Annotated in this window: 21 protein-coding genes; 10 read left to right on the top strand and 11 right to left on the bottom strand. The window is 72.0% G+C overall.

The window, feature by feature from the left end; translation table 11 throughout:
* Window positions 1-30: 30 nt before the first annotated feature.
* The 5 genes from KLO01_RS02630 (at window position 31) to KLO01_RS02610 (ending at window position 6,457) form a co-directional block, all read left to right on the top strand.
* Window positions 31-813 (top strand): SURF1 family protein, encoded by a 783-nt coding sequence (locus KLO01_RS02630; RefSeq protein WP_147061996.1) that lies wholly within the window; start codon window positions 31-33, stop codon window positions 811-813.
* A 1-nt stretch (window position 814) separates the two neighbouring features.
* Window positions 815-1,180 (top strand): DUF3817 domain-containing protein, encoded by a 366-nt coding sequence (locus tag KLO01_RS02625; RefSeq protein WP_147061995.1) that lies wholly within the window; start codon window positions 815-817, stop codon window positions 1,178-1,180.
* A 136-nt stretch (window positions 1,181-1,316) separates the two neighbouring features.
* Window positions 1,317-1,958, top strand: a complete 642-nt coding sequence (locus KLO01_RS02620; protein WP_147061994.1) for a snapalysin family zinc-dependent metalloprotease — start codon at window positions 1,317-1,319, stop codon at window positions 1,956-1,958.
* Between the two features lie 108 nt (window positions 1,959-2,066).
* Window positions 2,067-3,656, top strand: coding sequence for a glutamine-hydrolyzing GMP synthase (gene guaA, locus KLO01_RS02615; RefSeq protein ID WP_222611913.1), 1,590 nt, complete (start codon window positions 2,067-2,069; stop codon window positions 3,654-3,656).
* Between the two features lie 65 nt (window positions 3,657-3,721).
* Window positions 3,722-6,457: an asparagine synthase-related protein gene (locus tag KLO01_RS02610; RefSeq protein WP_147061992.1), complete on the top strand. Its 2,736-nt coding sequence runs from the start codon at window positions 3,722-3,724 to the stop codon at window positions 6,455-6,457.
* 19 nt (window positions 6,458-6,476) lie between these two features.
* On the opposite strand, the gene KLO01_RS02605 is transcribed toward KLO01_RS02610, so the two are convergent.
* A complete protein-coding gene (locus tag KLO01_RS02605; RefSeq protein ID WP_147061991.1) occupies window positions 6,477-7,526 on the bottom strand; it encodes a lysylphosphatidylglycerol synthase transmembrane domain-containing protein in 1,050 nt (349 codons plus the stop codon).
* Window positions 7,523-8,365: a PIG-L deacetylase family protein gene (locus tag KLO01_RS02600; RefSeq protein ID WP_147061990.1), complete on the bottom strand. Its 843-nt coding sequence runs from the start codon at window positions 8,363-8,365 to the stop codon at window positions 7,523-7,525. Before KLO01_RS02600 ends, KLO01_RS02605 begins: the two co-directional genes overlap by 4 nt.
* An 8-nt stretch (window positions 8,366-8,373) precedes the next feature.
* Here KLO01_RS02600 and KLO01_RS02595 point away from each other — a divergent pair, with 8 nt between their 5' ends.
* On the top strand, window positions 8,374-9,537 hold the full coding sequence (locus KLO01_RS02595; protein ID WP_147061989.1) for a glycosyltransferase family 4 protein: 1,164 nt from the start codon (window positions 8,374-8,376) through the stop codon (window positions 9,535-9,537).
* The gene (locus KLO01_RS02590) at window positions 9,534-10,217 is read left to right on the top strand and encodes an NUDIX hydrolase (protein ID WP_147061988.1); all 684 of its coding nucleotides are present in this window, start codon (window positions 9,534-9,536) and stop codon (window positions 10,215-10,217) included. The genes KLO01_RS02595 and KLO01_RS02590 overlap by 4 nt, the downstream gene beginning before the upstream one ends.
* Window position 10,218: 1 nt before the next feature.
* Here KLO01_RS02590 and KLO01_RS02585 read toward each other — a convergent pair whose 3' ends face one another.
* Together KLO01_RS02585 and KLO01_RS02580 are read right to left on the bottom strand one after the other, a co-directional pair.
* Window positions 10,219-10,596, bottom strand: a complete 378-nt coding sequence (locus KLO01_RS02585; protein WP_147061987.1) for a hypothetical protein — start codon at window positions 10,594-10,596, stop codon at window positions 10,219-10,221.
* A 3-nt stretch (window positions 10,597-10,599) separates the two neighbouring features.
* The gene (locus tag KLO01_RS02580; RefSeq protein ID WP_147061986.1) at window positions 10,600-12,060 is read right to left on the bottom strand and encodes a PspC domain-containing protein; all 1,461 of its coding nucleotides are present in this window, start codon (window positions 12,058-12,060) and stop codon (window positions 10,600-10,602) included.
* Between the two features lie 126 nt (window positions 12,061-12,186).
* Between KLO01_RS02580 and KLO01_RS02575 the strand changes: the two genes are divergently transcribed.
* From KLO01_RS02575 to KLO01_RS02565, 3 genes are read left to right on the top strand one after another with little or no spacing between them, the layout of a single operon-like run.
* Window positions 12,187-13,437 carry an ATP-binding protein gene (locus KLO01_RS02575; RefSeq protein ID WP_246136020.1) on the top strand — a complete coding sequence of 417 codons (1,251 nt, stop codon included), beginning with the start codon at window positions 12,187-12,189 and terminating at the stop codon, window positions 13,435-13,437.
* Window positions 13,437-14,138: a LuxR C-terminal-related transcriptional regulator gene (locus tag KLO01_RS02570; RefSeq protein ID WP_147061985.1), complete on the top strand. Its 702-nt coding sequence runs from the start codon at window positions 13,437-13,439 to the stop codon at window positions 14,136-14,138. Before KLO01_RS02575 ends, KLO01_RS02570 begins: the two co-directional genes overlap by 1 nt.
* Before the next feature lie 26 nt (window positions 14,139-14,164).
* Window positions 14,165-14,509, top strand: a complete 345-nt coding sequence (locus KLO01_RS02565) for a hypothetical protein (protein WP_147061984.1) — start codon at window positions 14,165-14,167, stop codon at window positions 14,507-14,509.
* 45 nt (window positions 14,510-14,554) lie between these two features.
* Here KLO01_RS02565 and KLO01_RS02560 read toward each other — a convergent pair whose 3' ends face one another.
* The 7 genes from KLO01_RS02560 to ligD are packed head-to-tail and all read right to left on the bottom strand — an operon-like array spanning window position 14,555 to window position 20,558.
* Complete coding sequence (locus KLO01_RS02560) at window positions 14,555-15,556, bottom strand: quinone oxidoreductase family protein (RefSeq protein WP_147061983.1); 1,002 nt, start codon at window positions 15,554-15,556, stop codon at window positions 14,555-14,557.
* Window positions 15,557-15,578: 22 nt separating this feature from the next.
* Window positions 15,579-16,610, bottom strand: a complete 1,032-nt coding sequence (locus tag KLO01_RS02555; protein WP_246136019.1) for a sulfate/molybdate ABC transporter ATP-binding protein — start codon at window positions 16,608-16,610, stop codon at window positions 15,579-15,581.
* A 23-nt stretch (window positions 16,611-16,633) separates the two neighbouring features.
* Entirely contained in the window at window positions 16,634-17,428 is a 795-nt protein-coding gene (locus KLO01_RS02550; RefSeq protein WP_147061981.1) for an ABC transporter permease, read from the bottom strand.
* A gap of 10 nt (window positions 17,429-17,438) precedes the next feature.
* On the bottom strand, window positions 17,439-18,284 hold the full coding sequence (gene modA / locus KLO01_RS02545; RefSeq protein ID WP_147061980.1) for a molybdate ABC transporter substrate-binding protein: 846 nt from the start codon (window positions 18,282-18,284) through the stop codon (window positions 17,439-17,441).
* The gene (locus KLO01_RS02540) at window positions 18,281-18,673 is read right to left on the bottom strand and encodes a TOBE domain-containing protein (RefSeq protein ID WP_147061979.1); all 393 of its coding nucleotides are present in this window, start codon (window positions 18,671-18,673) and stop codon (window positions 18,281-18,283) included. Before KLO01_RS02540 ends, modA begins: the two co-directional genes overlap by 4 nt.
* A 41-nt stretch (window positions 18,674-18,714) precedes the next feature.
* Window positions 18,715-19,572, bottom strand: a complete 858-nt coding sequence (locus KLO01_RS02535; protein ID WP_147061978.1) for a uracil-DNA glycosylase — start codon at window positions 19,570-19,572, stop codon at window positions 18,715-18,717.
* Window positions 19,569-20,558, bottom strand: a complete 990-nt coding sequence (ligD, locus tag KLO01_RS02530) for a non-homologous end-joining DNA ligase (RefSeq protein ID WP_147061977.1) — start codon at window positions 20,556-20,558, stop codon at window positions 19,569-19,571. Before ligD ends, KLO01_RS02535 begins: the two co-directional genes overlap by 4 nt.
* Between the last annotated feature and the right edge of the window lie 26 nt (window positions 20,559-20,584).

The following is a 20,584-nucleotide window of genomic DNA, read 5'->3' as shown; positions in this document are numbered from 1 at the left end:
CCCTCAGGTCACCGGTTTAGGCTCGGCTGCGTGCTCCGGACCGCGCTCAAGCCCCGCAACCTCGCGCTGCTCGCGGTCGCCGTGCTCGTCGTCATCGCCTTCGTCCAGCTCGGGCGGTGGCAGCTCGGGGTCGCCGAGGACGAGGCCCTGCGTGAGTCGCTGGACAGGGCGCGGTCGCAGCAACCGGTGCCGGTCCAGACCGTCCTGCGACCCCACTCCGACTTCCCCGGGGAGCTCGGCACGCGCCCGGTGACAGCGACGGGCGAGTTCGGGACCGACCAGGTCGTCGTCGCGAACCGCCGCCTCGACGGACGCACCGGCTTCTGGGTCGTGGCGCCGCTGCGGGTCGCGTCCAGCGGGGCGACCCTGCCGGTGCTGCGCGGCTTCGTCACCTCGCCCTCGGACCTGCCGCCGGTCCCGACCGGAACCGTCACCGTCACGGGTGGGCTGGCTCCACCCGAGTCCCCGTATGCCGGTGACGCACCTCCGCAGGGTCAGCTCGCCTCGGTCGACACCTCGGTCCTCGTCGGACGCTGGCCCGGCGACCTCTACAACGCCTTCGTCTTCCAGCAGGAGGAGGAGCCCGCCGCCGCACCCGCGTCGCTCGGGTCGATGCAGCGGGTCCCCACCCCGTCGGGGGAGACGGGGTTCAAGTGGCGCAACGCGGCATACGCACTGCAGTGGTGGGCCTTCGCGGCGTTCGCGCTCTACATGTGGTGGCGGATCGTGCGGGACGAGGGGCGGCAGGAGGCGGCTGGGCGGGCCGCTGCCGACCAGGTCGACGCGAGCGGTGACAATGGGAGACGTGAGTGACATGAGCGATGTGGACCAGCGCACCTCGGGCGTCATCCGGGACGAGACCGCCGCACGCAAGGCGCTGACCTTCTTCAAGGTCATGGCGTTCGTCGTCGGCATCGGGCTGCTCGTGCTCGTCGTCGAGATGGTCCTCGAGTACGGCACGTCGATGAAGGGCGCCCAGAACCCGCTGCACTGGTGGCCCCAGCCGCACGGCTTCATCTACATGGTCTACCTCGTCGCCACGGCCAACCTCGGCTTCAAGGTGGGGTGGTCGCTGCCCAGGATGGTCGGCGTCATGCTCGCCGGCTGCGTGCCGTTCCTGTCGTTCTGGGTCGAGCGCCAGGTCGCCCGCGAGGTCGAGGGCCGTTTGGGGTCGCGTTGACCAACTTGACCGACCGCAGACCCGGCTGACCGACTCTTGACCCCGCGCTGAGGGGCTGTTGGCGGACCGACGCCTAGACAGGAAGGGTGCCCCGACCACGACGGGCACGGACCAGTCAAGGAATGAGGAACCGTTCATGGCACGCCTCCGCCGATCCCTCGCCGCTGCACTCGTCACCGCCGCAGGTGCCGCTGCGCTGACCAGCGCCCCCACCGGGGCCGTCGCCGCACCCGACCACGGCGACAGCCGCGGCGTCGCGGCATACACGAAGGGCTCGCTCGACCCCAAGATCCAGGCGGCCCTCGGGAAGCAGCTCGCCGAGGCCAAGAAGGAGGTCGCCCGCGAGGACGCCTCCGGCGCGAAGCAGAGCCGGGCCGCGGCCTACGTCGTCTACTACGACGACTCGCAGGCACCGAGCTTCGACGCGCTCATCGACCAGAACGCGGCCATCTGGAACTCCCGGGTGAGCAACGTCCAGCTCGTCGAGCGCGACGGCGCGGCCGGCGCCCTCAAGTACTACGAGGGCAACGACTCGCGCGGCTCGTACTACTACGGCAGCGGCAACGGCGACGGCTACGTCTTCATGGACTACTCGCAGGCCAACACGTACGCGCCGCTGCGGATCGTCACGCACGAGACCGGGCACGCGCTCGGCCTCCCGGACCGCTACACGCAGCCGTGCAGCAAGCTCATGTCCGGTGGTGGCCCCGGCCCGTCGTGCACCAACCCGTACCCGGACTCGGTCGAGGCCTCCGAGGTCAACACCCTCTGGCGCTGATCCCGTCCACGACTCATTGCCCATTCGGGCGCCGTGCGCGGTGCGGTCAGCACCCGCCCGGCGGCCCGAATGGGCAATAAGTCGTCCTCGGGGGGCCGCCGGTAGCCTGTGCGTGTGAGCGAGACCCCCCACCTGTCCGACCGTCCGGTGCTCGTCGTCGACTTCGGCGCCCAGTACGCCCAGCTCATCGCACGGCGCGTGCGTGAGGCCCACGTCTTCAGCGAGGTCGTCCCGTCGACGATGCCGGCGAGCGAGATGCTCGCCAAGGAGCCGGCCGCGATCATCCTGTCCGGCGGGCCGAGCTCGGTCTATGCCGAGGGTGCGCCCAGCCTCGACCCCGCGCTGCTCGACGCGGGGGTGCCGGTGTTCGGCATGTGCTACGGCTTCCAGGCGATGGTCCAGGCCCTCGGTGGCACGGTCGAGCACACTGGGCTGGGGGAGTACGGCTCGACGCCGGCCCAGATCTCCGACACCGACTCGACGCTGTTCAACGGCCAGCCCTCCGACCAGTCGGTGTGGATGAGCCACGGTGACGCAGCCACGGCCGCCCCGGAGGGCATGCGGGTCACCGCGGCCACCTCCGGCGCCCCCGTCGCGGCGTTCGAGGACGACGAGCGTCGCCTCTACGGCGTGCAGTGGCACCCGGAGGTCATGCACTCGACCTTCGGCCAACGGGTCCTCGAGAACTTCCTCCTGCGCGGCGCCGGCCTGTCGGGCGACTGGACGGCGCACAACGTCGTCGAGGCGCTCGTCGAGCAGGTCAAGGAGACCGTCGGCGACAAGCGCGTGCTCTGCGCCCTCTCCGGCGGGGTCGACTCCTCCGTCGCCGCCGCGCTCGTGCAGCGCGCCGTGGGCGACCAGCTCACCTGCGTCTTCGTCGATCACGGCCTCCTGCGCTCCGGCGAGGCCGAGCAGGTCGAGAAGGAGTTCGTCGCCGCGACCGGCGTCGACCTCGTCGTCGTCGACGCCCGGGAGCAGTTCCTCGGTGCCCTCGCGGGTGTCTCGGACCCCGAGGAGAAGCGCAAGATCATCGGCCGCGAGTTCATCCGCGTCTTCGAGCAGGCGGCGCGCGACGTCGTCGGCTCGGCCGAGCGTGACGGCCACCCCGTCGAGTTCCTCGTCCAGGGCACCCTCTACCCGGACGTCGTCGAGTCCGGCGGGGGCACCGGCACCGCCAACATCAAGTCGCACCACAACGTCGGCGGGCTCCCCGACGACCTCCAGTTCACGCTCATCGAGCCGCTGCGCCTCCTCTTCAAGGACGAGGTGCGCCAGGTCGGCCTCGAGCTCGGCGTGCCCGAGGGCATCGTCTGGCGCCAGCCCTTCCCGGGCCCGGGCCTGGGCATCCGCATCGTCGGGGAGGTCACCGCCGAGCGCCTCGAGATCCTGCGCGCCGCCGACCAGATCGCCCGTCACGAGCTCTCCGCCGCCGGCCTCGACCGCGAGATCTGGCAGTGCCCCGTCGTGCTCCTCGCCGACGTCCGCTCCGTGGGCGTGCAGGGCGACGGCCGCACCTACGGCCACCCCGTCGTGCTCCGGCCCGTCTCGTCCGAGGACGCCATGACGGCCGACTGGACGCGGGTGCCCTACGAGGTGCTCGCGAAGATCTCGACCCGCATCACCAACGAGGTGCGCGAGGTCAACCGGGTCGTGCTCGACGTCACGAGCAAGCCGCCGGGCACCATCGAGTGGGAGTGAGGCGCCCGGCCCGACTCGTGGCAGGCTTGACCGGAACCCCTGAGCAGAACTGAGGTCCCCAACGCATGTGTGGCATTGCCGGTTACCACGGCCTGAGCGCCGACGAGGCGCTCCTGAGCACGATGAACGACGTCCAGCAGCACCGTGGACCCGACGGCGAGGGCATCTTCGTCGACGGCCCCTGCGGCCTCGCGCACCGGCGCCTGTCCATCATCGACGTCGCTCACGGCCAGCAGCCGATGGCCACGGCGGACGGCCGCTACTCGATCGCCTACAACGGCGAGGTCTACAACTACCTCGACCTGCGGGCCGAGCTCGAGGGCCTCGGCCGCACGTTCGAGACCGACAGCGACACCGAGGTCGTCCTCCAGTCGTTCGCGCAGTGGGGCAGCGAGGCGTTCGACCGCTTCAACGGCATGTTCGGGCTCGCCATCTGGGACCGCGACGAGCAGCGGCTCACCCTCGCGCGCGACCACTTCGGGATCAAGCCCGTCTACGTATGCCGTGTGCCGGCTCCCGCTGCTCCTCTTGCGTCTGCGGATGGGGTCGCTGGAACCACCGAATCCGCAGACGCTGGGGGTGGGGCGTCGCAGGGCGAGGTGCTGCTCTTCGCGAGCGAGATCCGCCCGATCCTCGCCAGTGGCCTCTACGAGAAGAAGCCCAACGAGCGCTCGATCTACCGCTACCTGAGGTTCCGCGCCCACGAGGACGGCACCGAGACGTTCTTCGACGGCATCGAGCGGCTCCAGCCGGGAGAGATGCTCGAGGCGGATGCGGACGGCATACGGCGGTCGATGTTCACACGCCTGCGCGAGGAGCTCGCCGAGCTGGCCCAGGAGCAGCGCCCCTACGACGAGGCGGCCGCCGCCGAGTACAAGGAGCGCTTCATCGAGGCCGTGCGCCTGCGGCTGCAGTCCGAGGTGCCGGTCGGGACCTCGCTCTCGGGCGGGCTCGACAGCTCTGCCGTGGCCGTCGTCATCAACCAGCTCATCAACGAGGGCGACGAGCGGACCGAGTCGGTCGGCGTGCAGCAGAACACCTTCAGCGCCGTCTTCCCGAACTCGATCAACGACGAGGAGAAGTACGTCGACGAGGTCCTCGACATCTGCGAGGGGCACGTCGACGGCCACAAGATCCTGCCCAAGCCCGAGGACTTCAAGGCCGACCTGCGCGACTTCGTCCGCACGCAGGAGGAGCCGCTCATCTCGAGTGGGCCGTACGCGCAGTTCCAGGTGATGCGTGAGGCGACCAAGCACGTCACCGTCCTCCTCGACGGCCAGGGCGCCGACGAGATGATGGCCGGCTACATCCCCTACTACGCGGTCTACCTCCGTCAGCTGCGCGCGCAGGGTGCCAAGGCCGCCGCCGCCGAGCTGAGCAAGTCGCTCGACGTCCTCTTCCGGCTCGGCCGCTTCCGGGTCAAGGCCAAGCTCAAGGGCCGCAAGGACGTGCCGGTGACCTCGCTGCTCAACCGCGACTTCACCTCGCGCTTCACCGACGAGCGCTTCCCCGTCGAGCAGTCCAACCTCAAGAAGCGCCTCATCGAGGACCTGTTCCACAACAGCCTCCCGAGCCTGCTGCGCTACGAGGACAAGAACACGATGCGGTTCAGCCTCGAGGGGCGCGTGCCGTTCCTCGACAAGGAGGTCGTGAAGTTCATCTTCAGCCTCACCGACGAGGCGATCATCAAGGACGGCTGGAACAAGCGCATCCTGCGTGACGCCACCCGTGGCCTGCTGCCGGAGTCGATCAACCGTCGCCGCAACAAGATCGGGTTCACGACGCCGCAGTCCGAGTGGTTCATGCGGCTCAAGAACCACTTCTACTCGATCTTCCTCAGCGAGGAGTTCGCGAACCGACCCTACTTCGACCAGACCGAGGTGCTGCACGCCTTCGAGGGCTGGATCAAGGGCAGCAACAACGCCGACACGATGATGTTCTGGCGCCTCATCAACCTCGAGCTGTGGCTCCAGGAGTACTTCGACGAGGCGCCGCAGGTCGACAAGGCCGTGGCCCAGGCCGCGCCCAAGGCCGACGTCGAGCCCAATGCGGGCAAGTCCCTCGACATCACGACGGCGCGGGGCGAGACGGTCCGTCGCTACCCGCTGCGCACCGAGCTCTTCGCCGCCGACGACGACCTCGACGCCAAGGTGCTGCCGCGCATCGACGAGTTCTTCGAGGCCCTGCCCGCCGGTGGCCCGGAGCACGGCGCTGCCACCCAGGGTCGGTGGTACCTCTTCATCTCCGAGAAGATCATCGCCATCACCCAGGGCCGGTCCTACTTCATCTGGGACATCAAGGTCGGCAAGCCGGCGCGGGTGCTGTCCAAGTACGTCACGCGCACCCCTGCCGGCATCGGTCTCGGGTCGCCCTTCACGATGCAGCTCGCCATCGAGGAGGCCGGGCTTCCCCGCGTCCTGTATGCCGCTGCCGGCGGTGCCGTGGGCAAGGTCCTGGGTCGCAAGGGGCTCTTCTACGAGCTCGTCGGCAACGACATCGCGGCCATCGACGGCCCGACCGAGTACAGCGCGTACCCGTCCAACGTCTCCGCCAAGCTCGCGCCCAAGGACCCCGACCGGGTGGCCGCACGTCTCTCGGCCGCGATCCGCGACCGGGTGCCCGCGGCATACCGGGAGACGTTCGCCGGCACGATCGTCATGGATGCCAACGACATCGGTCGCAACGTCCTCGGCAGCGACGTCCCCGGCGACACGTCGCGGTTCGAGGAGATGTTCGCCGACAACCCGCTGGGTCAGGGCAGCGAGCAGACCCCGATGGCGCTCGTCTTCCTCCAGGACTGAGCCCCACACCGCACAACTGTCAGCGGGTGCTGGCGGTGGCGACGGCGTCGTCGTCTCCGGAGGCGCCCTTGACGCGGGGGCTGAGCGACCACGCGAGCCAGCCGATGGCGCCGAGGGGCACCTCCATGAGGTGCGTGAAGATCGAGAAGAGGATGACACCGGTGGCGGCCGCGGCGGGCGGAGCGCCCCACCCGACCAGTGCGACGACCGTCGCGGTCTCGGTCACGCCGACGCCGCCCGGGGTGATGCCGACGGCGGTGAGCAGGCGGCCGATCGCGAACGCGGCGAAGAGGATCCCCAGCGGGAGAACGACGTCGAGCGAGTGCATGATGAGCACGAAGAGCAGGTAGTAGAACCCGAAGAAGCCGATCATGCCGAAGGTCATCTGGACCCATCCGGTGCGCACGACCTCGTTGATCCGCCCGCGCATGTCGTGGACGAGCGCGTCGATGCTCATGGTCCGCCGGCGACGCCGGAACAGCGGCCCGAGCACCCGGTCGAAGCCGCGGCCGATCGTCTGGGCGGCCTTCTCGCTCGAGAGGATCGCGACGAACACCACGAAGATCGCGAGACCCGAGAGCGTCGCCGCGATGGCGGCACTCGTGAGCGACGGGGGGAGCCCGTCGTTGCCGAACCAGAGCATGAGGATGGCGATGATCGGCAGGGCGATGCGCGCCAGCGTGTTCCAGACCCCGGTGACGATGGCCGAGGTCGACACGTCGCGGTTCGAGAAGCCCCACGACCGCAGGATCGTGTAGGTCGCGGCGAGCCCGACGGCGCCGCCACCGGGGAGCAGGTTGCTCACCGACGACCCGCAGATGTTGACGATGAACGCGCGCCACTGGCTCAGCCCGGGCAGCGACCCGGTGAACGTGAACGTGTAGCAGCCGAGCCCCACGAGGACGAGCCCGAGGAAGGTGCTCGCCTCCCACCACGAGACGGCCTGGAGGTGCCCGAAGACGTCGGACCACGTCGTCTTGGCGAACCGGGGGAACCCCCAGCCGAGCAGGGCGACGGCCAGGGCCAGCCCCACCACGGCCCGGAGGACCTGCTTGCTGCGCCTGCTCATGCCAACCCCTCGAAGATGTCGGTGCGTATGCCGTCCGCGCCCCCGCGCGGCAGGCTCGGGTCGCGGAACCACTCGCGACCGAAGACGAGGTCGTAGACCGGTCGCGGGATCCGCAGGAACGCGGCGAGGGTGCGGTCGCCGCTCTGTGACCCGTCGTTGGAGGCCTGCGAGGCGTGGGCGCGCATGGAGGCGCGCTTCGCGGCGATGTGCCCGCGGACGCTGACCCGGTGGGTGATGTCGGCGCGGGCGGTGAAGGCCCGCTCGAAGCTCGTCGGGTCGAACTCCTCCGGGAACGGGTAGACCCTCGCGGCGAGCCGCACGGCCCGGGCGATGGTGTCGCGCGGGACGGTGGCCTCGAGGACGCGCGGCGTCCCGGCGATCTCGGCGGCGCGAGCCCCCACCTCGTGCACGCGGACGTGGTCGCGGTGGCCGTATCCACCGTGGGCGTCGTAGGTGAGGAGGACGTCGGCCCCCTCGTCGGTGAGCACCTCGGCCAGCCGCGCGGCGGCCTCCTCGACGGGGGCACGGCAGAACCGCACCTGGCCGGGAGGGTCCTGCGGGAGCGGGCCGTCGTGGCCCGAGTCGGCGTAGCCCAGCCACTCCACGCGCGCGACCCCGAGGACGTCGGCCGACCGCTGGGCCTCGGCGAGCCGGACGGCGGAGAGGTCGCCGTCGGCGCGGAAGTCGTCGGACGCGAGCCCCAGGGCCCCGTCGGTGGCGACCACGAGGATGACGCGGTGGCCCTGCGCTGCAGCCTTGGCCATGGTGCCGGAGGTGAGGAGGGCCTCGTCGTCGGGATGGGCGTGGAAGGCCACGAGCGTGCGAGTCATCGCGTCCATCCTGACGCATGGCAGGCTGGTCGCTCGTGAGGATCGCCCTTTTGTCCGACTGCTACCTGCCGCGCCTCGGCGGGATCGAGGTCCAGGTGCACGACCTCGCCCACCGGCTGGCGGCCGCCGGGCACGAGGTCGAGGTCGTCACGGCCACCGCGGGCGGGACCCGCAGGCACACGCGGACCTCCTCCGACGGCGTCACCGTCCACCGCCTGCCGCTGCCGGTCCCCGGGTCGCCGCCGGTCAACCCCTTCGTCAAGGACGAGGTGCGCGACCTCCTCACCCGGGGCGGGTTCGACGTGGCGCACGCCCACATGGGGGTCGTCAGCCCGTTCGCGACCGACATGGTCGGCGTGGCGCTGGAGGCCCACGTCCCGACTGCGGCGACCTGGCACTGCGTCATCGACCGCAGCGGGCCGGTCTTCCGGCTGCTCGGCCATGCCCGCCGCTGGCACGAGGCCGGGGTGGCGCTGTCCGCCGTGTCGGCGATGGCCGCCGAGAAGGTGGGTCGGATCGCCGGCGGCGCACCGGTGGAGGTGCTGGGCAACGGCATCGACGTCGAGCACTGGCAGCCGCCGGCAGCGCTCGGTGCCGGCCGTCCGGACGACGGCGTGGTGCGGGTCGTCAGCGCGATGCGCTTCGTGAGGCGCAAGCGACCCGGCGCGATGGTCGAGGTGCTGCGAGACGCCCGCGCGCGGCTCGACACGCTCGCGCCGGGCGTGCGTCTCGAGGCGCACCTCGTCGGTGAGGGTCCCCAGCGCCGGCTCGTTCGGGCACAGCTCGACCGCCACGACCTCGACTGGGTGCACACCCCCGGCCGCCTGACCCGCGACGCCCTGCGCGACCTGCACTGGCGCAGCGACGTCTATCTCACGACCGCACGGCTCGAGGCCTTCGGCATCGCCGCGCTCGAGGCCCGCACCGCCGGTCTCGCGGTCCTGGCCCGCGCCGGCACAGGCGTCGACGACTTCGTGCGGGACGGGCGCGACGGCATACTCCGGTCCTCCGACGAGGGGCTCGCCACGGGACTGGCCGCGCTCGCGTCGCGCCCCGAGGAGCTCGCGCGCATCCGCACGCACAACCTCACCACCGCGCCGGAGCAGTCGTGGGAGCGCGTCGTCGACGCGACCCTCGGCGAGTACGCCCGCGCGCAGCGTCTCCACGGCGGCGCCGCATGATCGCGGTCGTCGCGCTGAGCGAGGGCCGCGAGGTCGAGCGGTTCGAGCTCGGGCACGGTCACGACCCCGCGGCCGAGCTCGCCGCCCGCGGCTGGTCGGGCTCACCGCTGTCCGCCGTGCGGAGCTCGCCCGAGGACCTCGAGATCCGGTATGCCGTGCTCGCCCTCGCGGTGCCGACCCCTCCCGGACGCGGGGGACACGTCACCCGGGACGAGGGCCTGTCCGACGGTGATGTCGCCGATGCCGTTCCGTACCAACGCATTGCGGCGTATGCCGTCGTGCGCAGCTCGCGCGGTGTGCTCATGACCGAGCTGTCCGACCGCACCAACGCCGCCGGGATGTGGAACCTGCCCGGCGGTGGGCTCGACCCGGGGGAGGAGCCCCTCGACGCCGTCGTCCGCGAGGTCCACGAGGAGACCGGTCAGCGGGTGGCCGACGTGCGGCTGCTCACCGTGATGACGCGTCACTGGGTGGGTCGGGCGCCGAGTGGGAGGGTCGAGGACTTCCACGCCGTCCGGCTGTTCCACACCGCGGTGTGCGCCGAGCCGAGCGACCCCGTCGTCCTCGACGTGGGCGGCTCCACGTCGGCCGCGAGGTGGGTCGACGAGACCGAGCTCGCAAGCCTGCCGCTCGCGAGCTCGGTCCCGGACGCACTCGCCGTCGCCGGCGGCGCCGCGTGAGTCATCGGCCCCTGTACCGCTGACCACGCAAACCCGCCAGTCCGAGGACGACGAGCAGGACTCCGCTGCCGACGACGGCGACGGGTCCGACGACACCCCAGGGGATGTCGAGATCGGTGGCCTGCGCGAGGAGGACCGCGATGACCGTGAGGAGGCCGAGGAGGCCGACGACGGAGGTCATCGGGGCCGGGCCGGACTTGTACTCGGGGACGACGGTCGTGCCCTGGTAGGGCATCGTGGAGGCCGTCGTGAAGGGCGTGGCTGGGGCAGCCTGCTCCGGTGCCTCGTCCGGCTGTGGTGCCGACTCGGGCTGCGGGGCCCTGTCCGACTCGTCGAGGAGGGTCTCGATGCGGGTGGTGTCGTCGTGCTGCTGGCTCATCGCTCAGCCCTCCTGGATGGTGATCTGGCCGACGGTGATGTCGGCACGGACGATGACGGCGGGAGCGCCGGTCCCGAGGTCGAGGCTGAGCGTCTCGCTCGGCCCGTCGTTGCTGCCGTCGTCCCGGTCCGAGATGCCCTCGGGCAGGTTGCCGACGACGCGGACCTCGCCGAACTCGGCCTTGGCTCGGATCTGGGCGCTGGCGCCGGCGGGGACGATGATCGTCATCTCTCCGGCGCCCTGCTCGATGTCGAGGTCCTGCGGGGCGACCGGCTGGCCGGGCGGCGTGAGCGCAGGTCCACCGCTCGGGGCGGGCGTGGCGGGCACGGCCAGCGAGGCGAACAGCGGCCGCAGGTCGATCGTCGCCCGGCCCACGCTGTGGTCGAAGTGCTGGGTCGTCGTCGTGGCCGACGGCGTCCAGGTGCGGACCCCGCGGTCGCCCTCCCAGTTGCCCTCGACGATGCCGGCGGCGCCGACACCGAGGCCGAGGATCGTCACGAGGGCCGCCGAGAGGAGGCTGCGACGTCCGGTGAGGCCGATGATCATCGTGGCCAGCGAGGCCGCGCCGAGGGCGAGGACGCCGCCGAACAGCTCACGTGAGCCGGGGAAGCCGACCGGGCCGTCGAGCATGAGCCCGGCGCCGTAGCCCACGACCGCGAGGCCGAGGACGAGGGCGAACCCGGCGATGCCTGCGGTCCGGCGCCGCGGACGCGGCGGGGGAGGAGGGGCGAGAGGGAGGTGGGCCCGCGGCGGCACGGGAGGTGCCGGCGGCGGCTGCCACCCGTGAGACGCCGGGGCGTCTGCCCACGTGGTCGGTGCCGGTGGCGCAGGCGGGGCGGTGGTCGGTGAGGTCATGGACATGTTTCCCATCGGAGGTGCGGAGGCAGCGGCGGGTGCGGTCGCGGCATACGGGTTTGAGGCGTACGGGCTCCCGGCGTACGGAGCCGTCGGGTGTCCCTGCGCGGGTGCACCCGGAGCGCCTGCGGACTGCCAGGCCGCTGACGAGCTCTTGCCCTGCTCGTGGCGCCAGAAGAGCCAGCCGACGACCGCGAGCGGGATGATGCCCCAGCCGATGAGGAAGCCGTTGTCGCCGAAGACCATCGCGGCGATGACGAGGACGGCGATGACGGTGAGGACGATCGCGCCGCTGGCGTCGCCGCCGTTGTTGCGGTCCAGCGCGTCACGCGCCATGATCCGGCCGCCCTCGTCGGGCATGAGCAGCCAGGCGACGAGGTAGGCGACGATCCCGAACCCGCCGAAGAGGGTGAGCGCGATGAACGCGGCGCGGATGAGCACCGGGTCGACGTCCACGCGGCGGGCGATGCCGGAGCAGACGCCCGCGAACCACTGGCGGGAGCGGTCGCGGCGGAGTCCGGTGGAGGAGATGTCGTCCCAGAACTTGCTGCCCTGTGGGCGGCCCTGGGACTCGGCGCCGGTCTGCGCCTGGTGAGGTGTCTGCGTCATGTCACCAACAGTGGCCGACCGCGGGGCGTCCTGCCATGAGGGTCGACCCTGACGACTCCCTGAGGGGACCCCCACGACACCCTTGCGACCGTCACCCACATCGCGATCGTGCGTCAGGATGGGGGTGTGCCCACACCGTACGAGCGCGTCGCGTCGCCCGCGGACCTCCCCGCCCCGGGGCGTCCGCCGCTGACGCGACCCGTCGCGGGCCGCTGGGTGGGCGGGGTGTGCGCGGGGATCGCCGAGCACCTCGACGTCAGCCTCCGCCGGGTCCACCTGCTCTTCGTCGTGCTCGCCATCCTCGGCCCCGGCATCCCGATCTACCTGTTCCTCTGGGCGGTGACGCCGTCGAGCGACACGGGCGGCGAGCGCCGCGACCCCGGTGCCCTGCGTGCGGTGACCGGGCTGGGTGAGTCGCGCTGGGGGATGTTCGTCGCGGCGGGTGGGCTGCTCGTCCTCGTCGGTGCCGTCGTCGGGCTCCAGCTCGCCGGCGTCGACGTACGGGCGGGCGTGCTCCTGCCGCTGCTCCTCATCGCCGTCGGTGTCACGGTGGCCTGGTCGCACCTCGACGACGCCGAGCGCACCAAGTGGCTCGGCACCCAGCAGCAGGACCGCGGGATGCTCTGGCTGCGGCTGGGCCTCGGCACGGTCGTCGCGGTCATCGGCATCCTCGTCCTGACGATCCGCGGCGGGTCGCTCGCCGAGATGGGTGACGCGCTGCTCGCCACGCTCGCCGTCCTCATGGGGGCCGCCCTCATCGCCGCGCCGTGGGTCGTCCGGCTGTGGCGCGACTACCGAGAGGAGCAGGAGGTCGCCGCCCGGGCCAACGAGCGCGCCGACATCGCCGCGCACCTCCACGACTCGGTGCTCCAGACCCTCGCGCTCATCCAGCGCCGTTCGCACGACCCCGCGTCGGTGACGCAGCTCGCGCGTGCCCAGGAGCGCGAGCTCCGCTCGTGGCTGTATGCCGGCCCGGCCGGCTCCGACGAGACCCTCGCCTCCGCGGTCACGGCCGCCGCCCACGACGTCGAGGACCACAGCGGGATCGTCATCGACCTCGTCGTCACCGGCGACCGGCCGCTCGAGGAGCACGGCACCGCCCTGGCCCGGGCCCTGCGCGAGGCCATGCTCAACGCGACGCGGCACGGGAGGCCGCCGGTGACGGCATACGTCGAGATCGGCCCGACCGGCGTCGAGGCCTACGTGCGCGACAGGGGCGAAGGATTCGAGCTGGACGACATCCCCGAGGACCGCCTCGGGGTGCGCGCCTCGATCCTCGGAAGGATGGAACGACACGGTGGGACCGCACGGGTCCGCCGCCGTGAGGACGGAACCGAGGTGGAGCTCACGCTGCCACCCCTCGAAGGAGACGACTGATGTCCACGCAGCCGAAGCAGGTGAGGGGTCCCGTCCGGATCGTCCTCGTCGACGACCACCGGATGTTCCGCACGGGGGTCCGCAGCGAGCTGGCCGAGGAGGCGGGCGCCGCGATCGAGATCGTCGGTGAGGCGCCGGACGTCGAGGCCGCCGTCAAGGTCATCCGCGAGACGCGTCCCGACGTCGTCCTGCTCGACGTGCACCTCCCCGGTGGCACGGGCAAGGGCGGCGCCGACGTCATCAACGGCTGCTACGGCGTCGAGACCGAGGCGGGTGCGCCGGTGCGCTTCCTCGCCCTGTCCGTCTCGGACGCCGCCGAGGACGTCATCGCGGTCATCCGCGCCGGCGCTCGCGGCTACGTCACCAAGACGATCACGGCGCGCGACCTCGGCACGGCGGTGCGTCGGGTGGCCGACGGCGACGCGGTGTTCTCGCCGCGTCTGGCCGGGTTCGTCCTCGACGCGTTCGGTGCGGCCGCGGGTGAGATCGCCGAGGTCGACGAGGAGCTCGACCGGCTGTCCGCGCGAGAGCGCGAGGTGATGCGGCTCATCGCGCGTGGCTACCAGTACAAGGAGGTCGCCAAGGAGCTCTTCATCTCGGTCAAGACGGTCGAGACCCACGTGTCGTCGGTGCTGCGCAAGCTCCAGCTGTCGTCACGGCACGAGCTCACGGCGTGGGCGATGGGGCGGCGTCTCGTCTGACCGGGGCGCCCGGATAGCCTCGCCGCATGGAGCTGCTCACCCACGTCTTCGTCGTCCTGCACCTGCTCGGCCTCGCTGCGATCGTCGGCAGCGCCGTCTTCGTCGCCCGTGGCGTCCCGACGCCGGCGCTGGTCTGGGGCGCTCGCGCGCAGATCCTCACCGGGCTGCTGCTCGTCGGGCTCAACGAGGCCGGTGACGACCCGGTCAACCACACCAAGGTCGCCGTCAAGCTGCTCGTCGCGCTCGGGGTCGCCGCGTGCGCCGAGATCGCCGCCGGTCGCGAGCGTCGCGGCGAGGGCAACCCCAACCTCGTGCACGCCGCGGGCGGGCTCGCCGTGCTCAACACCCTCGTAGCGGTCCTGTGGACCTGACCCAGCTCTGACACTTTTCGACCAAGTGGTCCAAAAGTGTCGACGTCAGGGGACGAGGATGAGCTTGCCCTGCGTGCGTCGTCCCTCGAGATCGGCGTATGCCGTCCGCGCGTCCTCGAGCGGGTAGCGCCCCCCGATCGTCACCTGGACGTCGCCGGACTCGATCCAGTCGAACAGCTCGGTCGTGCGGGCCCGCAGCTCGTCAGGGGTCGCGATGTAGGCGCCCAGGCTCGGACGGGTGACGAAGAGCGAGCCGAGCTTGTTGAGCCGCTGGAGGTCGAAGGGCGGGACCTGCCCGCTCGCGCCGCCGTAGAGCACCATGAGGCCGCGCGGCTTGAGTGAGTTGAGCGACGCCTCGAAGGTGTCCTTGCCGACGCCGTCGTAGACGACGTCGACCCCGACGCCGTCGGTGAGCTCGCGCACGGCGGCGGCGATGTCGTCGACCTGGCTGTAGTCGATGAGCTCGTCGGCGCCTCGAGCGCGTGCGGTCTCGAGCTTCTCGGCGGAGCCGGCCGTGGCGATGACCCGGCCGCCGCGCTTCTTGACCATCTGGGTGAGCAGCTGGCCGACGCCGCCCGCTGCGGCGTGGACGAGGGCCACGGTGCCCTGCTGGACGGCATACGTGCTCGTCGAGAGGTAGTGCGCGGTGAGGCCCTGGAGCATCGCGGCGGCAGCGGTCTCGAGGTCGACGCCCGGGGGGACGTGGACGAGGTTCTTGGTGTCGACGGGGGCGTAGGCCTGCGACGAGCCGAGGCCCTGGCCCCACGCGACCCGGTCACCGACGACGAAGTTGCTCACGCCGTCGCCGACCTGCACGACCTCGCCGGCCCCCTCGCTCCCGGACACGAACGGCGTCGGGATCGGGTAGACGCCCTCGCGCTGGTAGGTGTCGATGAAGTTGACCCCGGCGGCCGCGACCCGCACGAGCACCTGGTCGGGGCCGGGCTGGGCGAGCGGCTGGTCGCGCACCTCGAGCACGTCGCCACCGCCGTTGCGGGTCACGACGAGGGCGGGGGCGGACTCGGGCAGGGAGGAACCGGACGTCATCACCTCAGGCTAGCGACGTGCCTCAGGCCGGGTGCAGGTGGACCTCGGTGGCCTTCACGGAGAGCACGACGCGCGACCCGCGGGCCAGACCGAGGTCGGCGACGGCGGGCGGGGTGATGTCGGCGCTGAGGAGGTCGGTGCGGACCCGGACGAGCTGGCCGTGCGGCTCGAGGTCGGTGACCGTCGCGTTCAGGCTGTTGCGGGGGCTGCCGTGCGGGGTGTCGAGGTGGACGCTCACCGCGGAGGGGGCGACGACGGCGGCCGCGGGGGCGCCGTCGTCGAGCGCGGTCTCGGCGATGCCGTGGAGGAGGCGACCGTCCGGCATACGGAGGTCGCCGTCGCTCGCGACGCCCCGCACGAGGTTGAGCCCGGCGAACCGCGCGCCGAAGTCGCTCGTCGGCCGGCTGAGGACCCGGCTCGTCTCACCCTCCTCGACAACGCGGCCGGCGTGCAGGACGGCGACCCGGTCGGCGAGGAGCGCAGCGTCGAGGACGTCGTGGGTCACGACGAGGGTGGTCCGGTCGTGGGTCACCCGGCGCAGGAGGTCGCGCACGTCGGGTGCGGACTCGACGTCGAGGGCGGACAGCGGCTCGTCGACGAGGAGGACGGCGGGTTCGGTGGCGAGGGCGCGGGCGATCGCGACCTTCTGCGCCTGGCCTCCCGAGAGCTCGCGCGGGCGACGACGCGCGTATGCCGTCATGCCCACCTCCTCGAGCCAGCGCGTGGCCACGGTGGTGGCGTCGCGTCGTGGGGTGCCCTGTGACCGGGGCCCGAAGGCGACGTTGTCGAGGGCGCTGAGGTGGGGGAAGAGGCGCGCGTCCTGGGCGAGGAGCGCGATCCGGCGCTCGTGCGGCGGGACCCAGGTGCGGGTGGCGGCGTCGAAGAGGGCGCGGTCGCCGAGCCTGATGCTGCCGCGGTCGGGTCGCAGCAGGCCCGCGACGGCCCCGAGGACGGTGGACTTGCCGGCGCCGTTGGGGCCGAGCAGGGCGACGGTCTCGCCCTGCCCGACCGTGAGGTCGAGGGCGACGTCGCGGTCGTCGACGGTGAGGTCCACGTGGAGTGCGTGGGGTTCGCCCGTCACGGGGCGCCCCCGGCGAGGGAGTCGCGACGCGCGCGGGTGAGCCCGATGACGAGGACCGCGACGGCGACGAGCACGAGGCTCAGGGCGACCGCGGCCCTCGGGTCGCCCTCGCGCTGGAGGTAGATCTCGAGCGGCAGCGTCCGGGTCGTGCCCTGCAGGCTGCCGGCGAAGGTGATCGTCGCGCCGAACTCACCGAGGCAGCGGGCGAAGGCGAGGATCGAGCCGGAGATGAGGCCCGGGAGCGCCAGCGGGATCGTCACCCGGCGGAAGGTCGTCGTCGGTCCGGCGCCGAGGGTGGCGGACACGTCCTCGTAGCGCGTGCCCGCGGTGCGCAGCGCGCCCTCGAGGCTGAGGACGAGGAAGGGCATCGCGACGAAGGTCTGGGCGATGACGACGGCCGTGGTCGAGAAGGCGACCTGGAGCCCGAGGACGTCGAGGGTGGAGCCGAGCAGGCCCCGGCGCCCGAAGGCTTGGAGCAGCGCGATGCCTCCGACGACCGGTGGGATGACGAGGGGGACGAGGACGAGCGAGCGCAGAAGGGTGGCGGCCGTGCCGGTCGCCCGGGCGAGGACGACGGCGAGCGGGATGCCGAGGATGAGGCACAGGAGCGTGCTGACGGCGGCGGTGCGCAGGCTGAGGAGGAGGGCGTCGGTGGAGGCCTCGGTCGTCACGAGCGACCCGAAGCTGGACCAGTCGACGCTCAGCGCCATCGCGACGATGGGCAGCCCGACGAAGAGGGTTCCGAGGGCGGCCGGGACGAGCAGCCACCGCGGGACCAGCGTGGTGGTCACGGCGCGCGTCTCACGGCGCGGTGAAGCCCGCGTCGGCAAGGGTCTCGAGACCCTGGGTGCCGGTGACGGCCTCGACGAACTCGTCGGCGAGCGAGGCGTCGGCGGCGTCGCGCAGGGTGGCGATCGGGTAGGTGTTGACGGCGGATGCAGCCTCGGGGAAGTCGATGCCGGTGACCTCGTCGCCGGCACCCGCGACGTCGGTGACGTAGACGAGCCCGGCGTCGGCCTCGCCCGAGCGCACCTTGCCGAGGACGTCCGTGACCGACTGCTCCTCGCTCACCGGTGTGAGGTCGACCCCGGCGGCCTTCTCGACGGCGGCGCTCGCGGACCCGCACGGCACGGCGGGCGCGCAGAGCACGACCTTGGTGCCGGACCTGGTGAGGTCGGCGAGCGAGGAGATCCTCGCCGGGTTGTCGGCGGGGACGACGATCTGGAGGGTGTTCGACGCGAACGGCGTGGGTGTTCCCTTGACGAGGTCGTCGGCGACGGCCTTGGCCATGGTCTGCTCGTTGGCCGTGGCGAGGACGTCGGCCGGTGCGCCCTCGGAGAGCTGCGCGACGAGCCCGGACGAGCCGCCGAAGCTGAACTTCACCGTCACGCCCGGGTGCGACCCCTCGAACGCCCGGCCGATCTGCTCGAACGGCTTCTGGAGCGAGGCGGCGGCGAAGACGGTGAGCGTGCGTGCCTCGGTCGGCTGCGAGCCGCCCTCCGTCCCCAGGGGCTCGGGCGTCCCGCTCGACGTCCCGCAGCCGGCGAGGACGAGGGCCGCCGTCGCGGCGACCACGGCGGCCGCGACGACAGCGGTCCTGGAGCGGACGGCATACGACGTCCTGGAGCGGACGGCATACGACGTCATGGCGTCTCCACGATCACCGAGGTGGACTTCACGACGGCCACGGCGACCGAACCCGGCTCGAGCCCCAGCTCTCGGACGGCTTCGGACGACATGAGCGACACGACGCGGAAGGGCCCGCACTGGAGCTCGACCTGCGCCATGACGGTGTCCATCGTGATCTCGGTGACGAGCCCGACGAACCGGTTGCGGGCCGAGCGGCCGACGGTGGACGGGTCCGCGACAGCGCGCGCCTGCTCGCGGGCGAGGAGGGCGACGGCGTGTCCGTCGACGACCTTGCGCCCGGCGTCGTCGACCGAGGCGTCGAGGGCGCCGCTGTCGACCCAGCGTCGGACGGTGTCGTCACTGACGCCGAGGAACATTGCGGCTTCGGAGAGGCGCATCTGCGGCATGGGGAGGAGTCTAGCCCCGCAGGTGCGGTGAGGAGTGCCCGTCAGTGCCGCAGGCTCGTGAGGACGTCGTCGAGCATCGCCGGGGTGAGCCGCTTGGTGTAGGTGTTGTGCGGGCTCACGTGGTAGCAGCCGACGAGCCGCACCGGGTGGCCCGTCGGGGTGTGCAGGGTGGCCTCGGCGGCGTGGCCGAACCGGGGGCGCGGGCGGGGTACGACCCAGCCGAGGGTCGTGGTGGCGGCCAGGACGCCGCGCCAGCCGATCTCGCCGAGCGTCATGATGACGCGCAGCCGGTCGCCGAGCAGCTCGAGGTCGCGGCCGAGCCAGGTGGCGCAGGTGGCGCGTTCGGCCGGGGTGGGGACGTTCGCGGGTGGCGCGCAGCGCACGGCCGCGGCGATCCGTATGCCGTCCAGCTCGAGACCGTCGCCGGCACCGACCGAGGTGGGCTGGCTGGCGTAGCCGGTGCGGTGGAGCGCGGCGTAGAGGAAGTCGCCGGAGGCGTCGCCGGTGAACATGCGGCCGGTGCGGTTGGTGCCGTTGGCGGCGGGAGCGAGGCCGACGATGAGAGTGTCGGCGTCGGGGTCGCCGAACGACGGACCCGGGCGGCCCCAGTAGGGCTCGTCGGCGAACGAGGCCCGACGGTCCTGTCTTGCAACGGTTTCGCGCCACTCGACGAGTCGCGGACAGGCGCGGCACACGGAGACGCGGGCGTCGAGGTCCGCGAGGGTGTGGGCGTCGGCGGCGAGGGCGGCGACGTCGTCCGCGGTGTGGGCGACGGGGGTGCTCGCGTCGGCGGGGTCGGTCGGCCAGCCGGTGCCGGGAGGGACGGGGGAGAGGAAGGGGTCGTGTGTGAGCGGGTGCGGGTCGGGTCCGACGCGGACGACGTCATCGTCCTGGGTCATGGCTTCGTGTCGTCGTCCTCGGGCTCTGGTGGCGTGTCCGCGCCCTCGCGCTCGTCGCGCTCAGCCCACTCGAGCAGCGGCGTGATGTCGAAGACGGCCTTGTCGATGTCGGCATGCAGGTCGCCGAGCTCGGCGAAGCGCGCCGGGACGGTGGCGATCGTGAAGTCCTGCGGCTCGACGTCGTCGACCTCGTCCCACCGGATCGGGGTCGAGACGGTGCCGATCGGGTTGCCGCGCACCGAGTACGCGCTGGCGATCGTGTGGTCTCGCGCGTTCTGGTTGTAGTCGACGAAGACAGCCGCGGGGTGGCGGTCCTTGCGCCACCACGTCGTCGTGACGTCCTCGGGTGAGCGGCGCTCCACCTCGCGGGCGAAGGCGAGTGCGGCGCGGCGCACCTCCTTGAACCCGTGGTCGGGGGTGATCCGCACGTAGACGTGGAGTCCGTTGCCGCCGCTCGTCTTGGGCCAGCCGGTGGCGCCGAGCTCGTCGAGGACCTCGTGCGCGACGTGGGCGACGCGACGAACGCGGTCGAACGGCGCGTCCGGCATCGGGTCGAGGTCGATCCGCCACTCGTCGGGCTTCTCGGTGTCGGCACGGCGGCTGTTCCACGGGTGGAACTCGACGGTGCTCATCTGAACGGCCCACACGACGTGCGCGAGGTCGGTCGGGCAGAGCTCGTCGGCGTGGAGCCCGTAGCGCGGGAAGTGCAGCCGGACGGTCTCGAGCCACGGGGGTGCACCGCGGGGGACCCGCTTCTGGTGGACCTTGGCGCCGTCGACGCCGTCGGGGAACCGGTGCAGCATGGTCGGTCGCTCGCGCAGGGCGTTGACGATCCCGTCGCCCACGGAGATGTAGTAGTTCGCGAGGTCGAGCTTGGTCTCACCGCGCTCCGAGAAGTAGACGAGCTCCGGGCTCGACAGCCTGATCTCGTGGCCGGCGACGTCGAGGATCACCGGTTCGCCGAACTTCCCCTTGCTCGAGGCCATGCACGACACCGTATGCCGTCCGACTC

The sequence above is a fragment of the Knoellia locipacati genome (genome assembly GCF_007992835.1).
Classification (GTDB): Bacteria; Actinomycetota; Actinomycetes; order Actinomycetales; family Dermatophilaceae; genus Knoellia; species Knoellia locipacati.
The sequence above is the reverse complement of the archived record's forward strand: the minus strand, read 5'-3'. Positions and strand labels throughout refer to the sequence as shown.

What these genes read in the sequence shown, in the direction of transcription:
- KLO01_RS02625 (WP_147061995.1), top strand. Translation starts at nt 815, where the DNA reads ATGAGCGATGTGGACCAGCGCACCTCGGGCGTCATCCGGGACGAGACC.
- KLO01_RS02620 (WP_147061994.1), top strand. Translation starts at nt 1,317, where the DNA reads ATGGCACGCCTCCGCCGATCCCTCGCCGCTGCACTCGTCACCGCCGCA.
- KLO01_RS02610 (WP_147061992.1), top strand. Translation starts at nt 3,722, where the DNA reads ATGTGTGGCATTGCCGGTTACCACGGCCTGAGCGCCGACGAGGCGCTC.
- KLO01_RS02605 (WP_147061991.1), bottom strand. Translation starts at nt 7,526, where the DNA reads ATGAGCAGGCGCAGCAAGCAGGTCCTCCGGGCCGTGGTGGGGCTGGCC.
- KLO01_RS02600 (WP_147061990.1), bottom strand. Translation starts at nt 8,365, where the DNA reads ATGGACGCGATGACTCGCACGCTCGTGGCCTTCCACGCCCATCCCGAC.
- KLO01_RS02595 (WP_147061989.1), top strand. Translation starts at nt 8,374, where the DNA reads ATGGCAGGCTGGTCGCTCGTGAGGATCGCCCTTTTGTCCGACTGCTAC.
- KLO01_RS02590 (WP_147061988.1), top strand. Translation starts at nt 9,534, where the DNA reads ATGATCGCGGTCGTCGCGCTGAGCGAGGGCCGCGAGGTCGAGCGGTTC.
- KLO01_RS02585 (WP_147061987.1), bottom strand. Translation starts at nt 10,596, where the DNA reads ATGAGCCAGCAGCACGACGACACCACCCGCATCGAGACCCTCCTCGAC.
- KLO01_RS02580 (WP_147061986.1), bottom strand. Translation starts at nt 12,060, where the DNA reads ATGACGCAGACACCTCACCAGGCGCAGACCGGCGCCGAGTCCCAGGGC.
- KLO01_RS02570 (WP_147061985.1), top strand. Translation starts at nt 13,437, where the DNA reads ATGTCCACGCAGCCGAAGCAGGTGAGGGGTCCCGTCCGGATCGTCCTC.
- KLO01_RS02565 (WP_147061984.1), top strand. Translation starts at nt 14,165, where the DNA reads ATGGAGCTGCTCACCCACGTCTTCGTCGTCCTGCACCTGCTCGGCCTC.
- KLO01_RS02560 (WP_147061983.1), bottom strand. Translation starts at nt 15,556, where the DNA reads ATGACGTCCGGTTCCTCCCTGCCCGAGTCCGCCCCCGCCCTCGTCGTG.
- modA (WP_147061980.1), bottom strand. Translation starts at nt 18,284, where the DNA reads ATGACGTCGTATGCCGTCCGCTCCAGGACGTCGTATGCCGTCCGCTCC.
- KLO01_RS02540 (WP_147061979.1), bottom strand. Translation starts at nt 18,673, where the DNA reads ATGCCGCAGATGCGCCTCTCCGAAGCCGCAATGTTCCTCGGCGTCAGT.
- KLO01_RS02535 (WP_147061978.1), bottom strand. Translation starts at nt 19,572, where the DNA reads ATGACCCAGGACGATGACGTCGTCCGCGTCGGACCCGACCCGCACCCG.
- ligD (WP_147061977.1), bottom strand. Translation starts at nt 20,558, where the DNA reads ATGGCCTCGAGCAAGGGGAAGTTCGGCGAACCGGTGATCCTCGACGTC.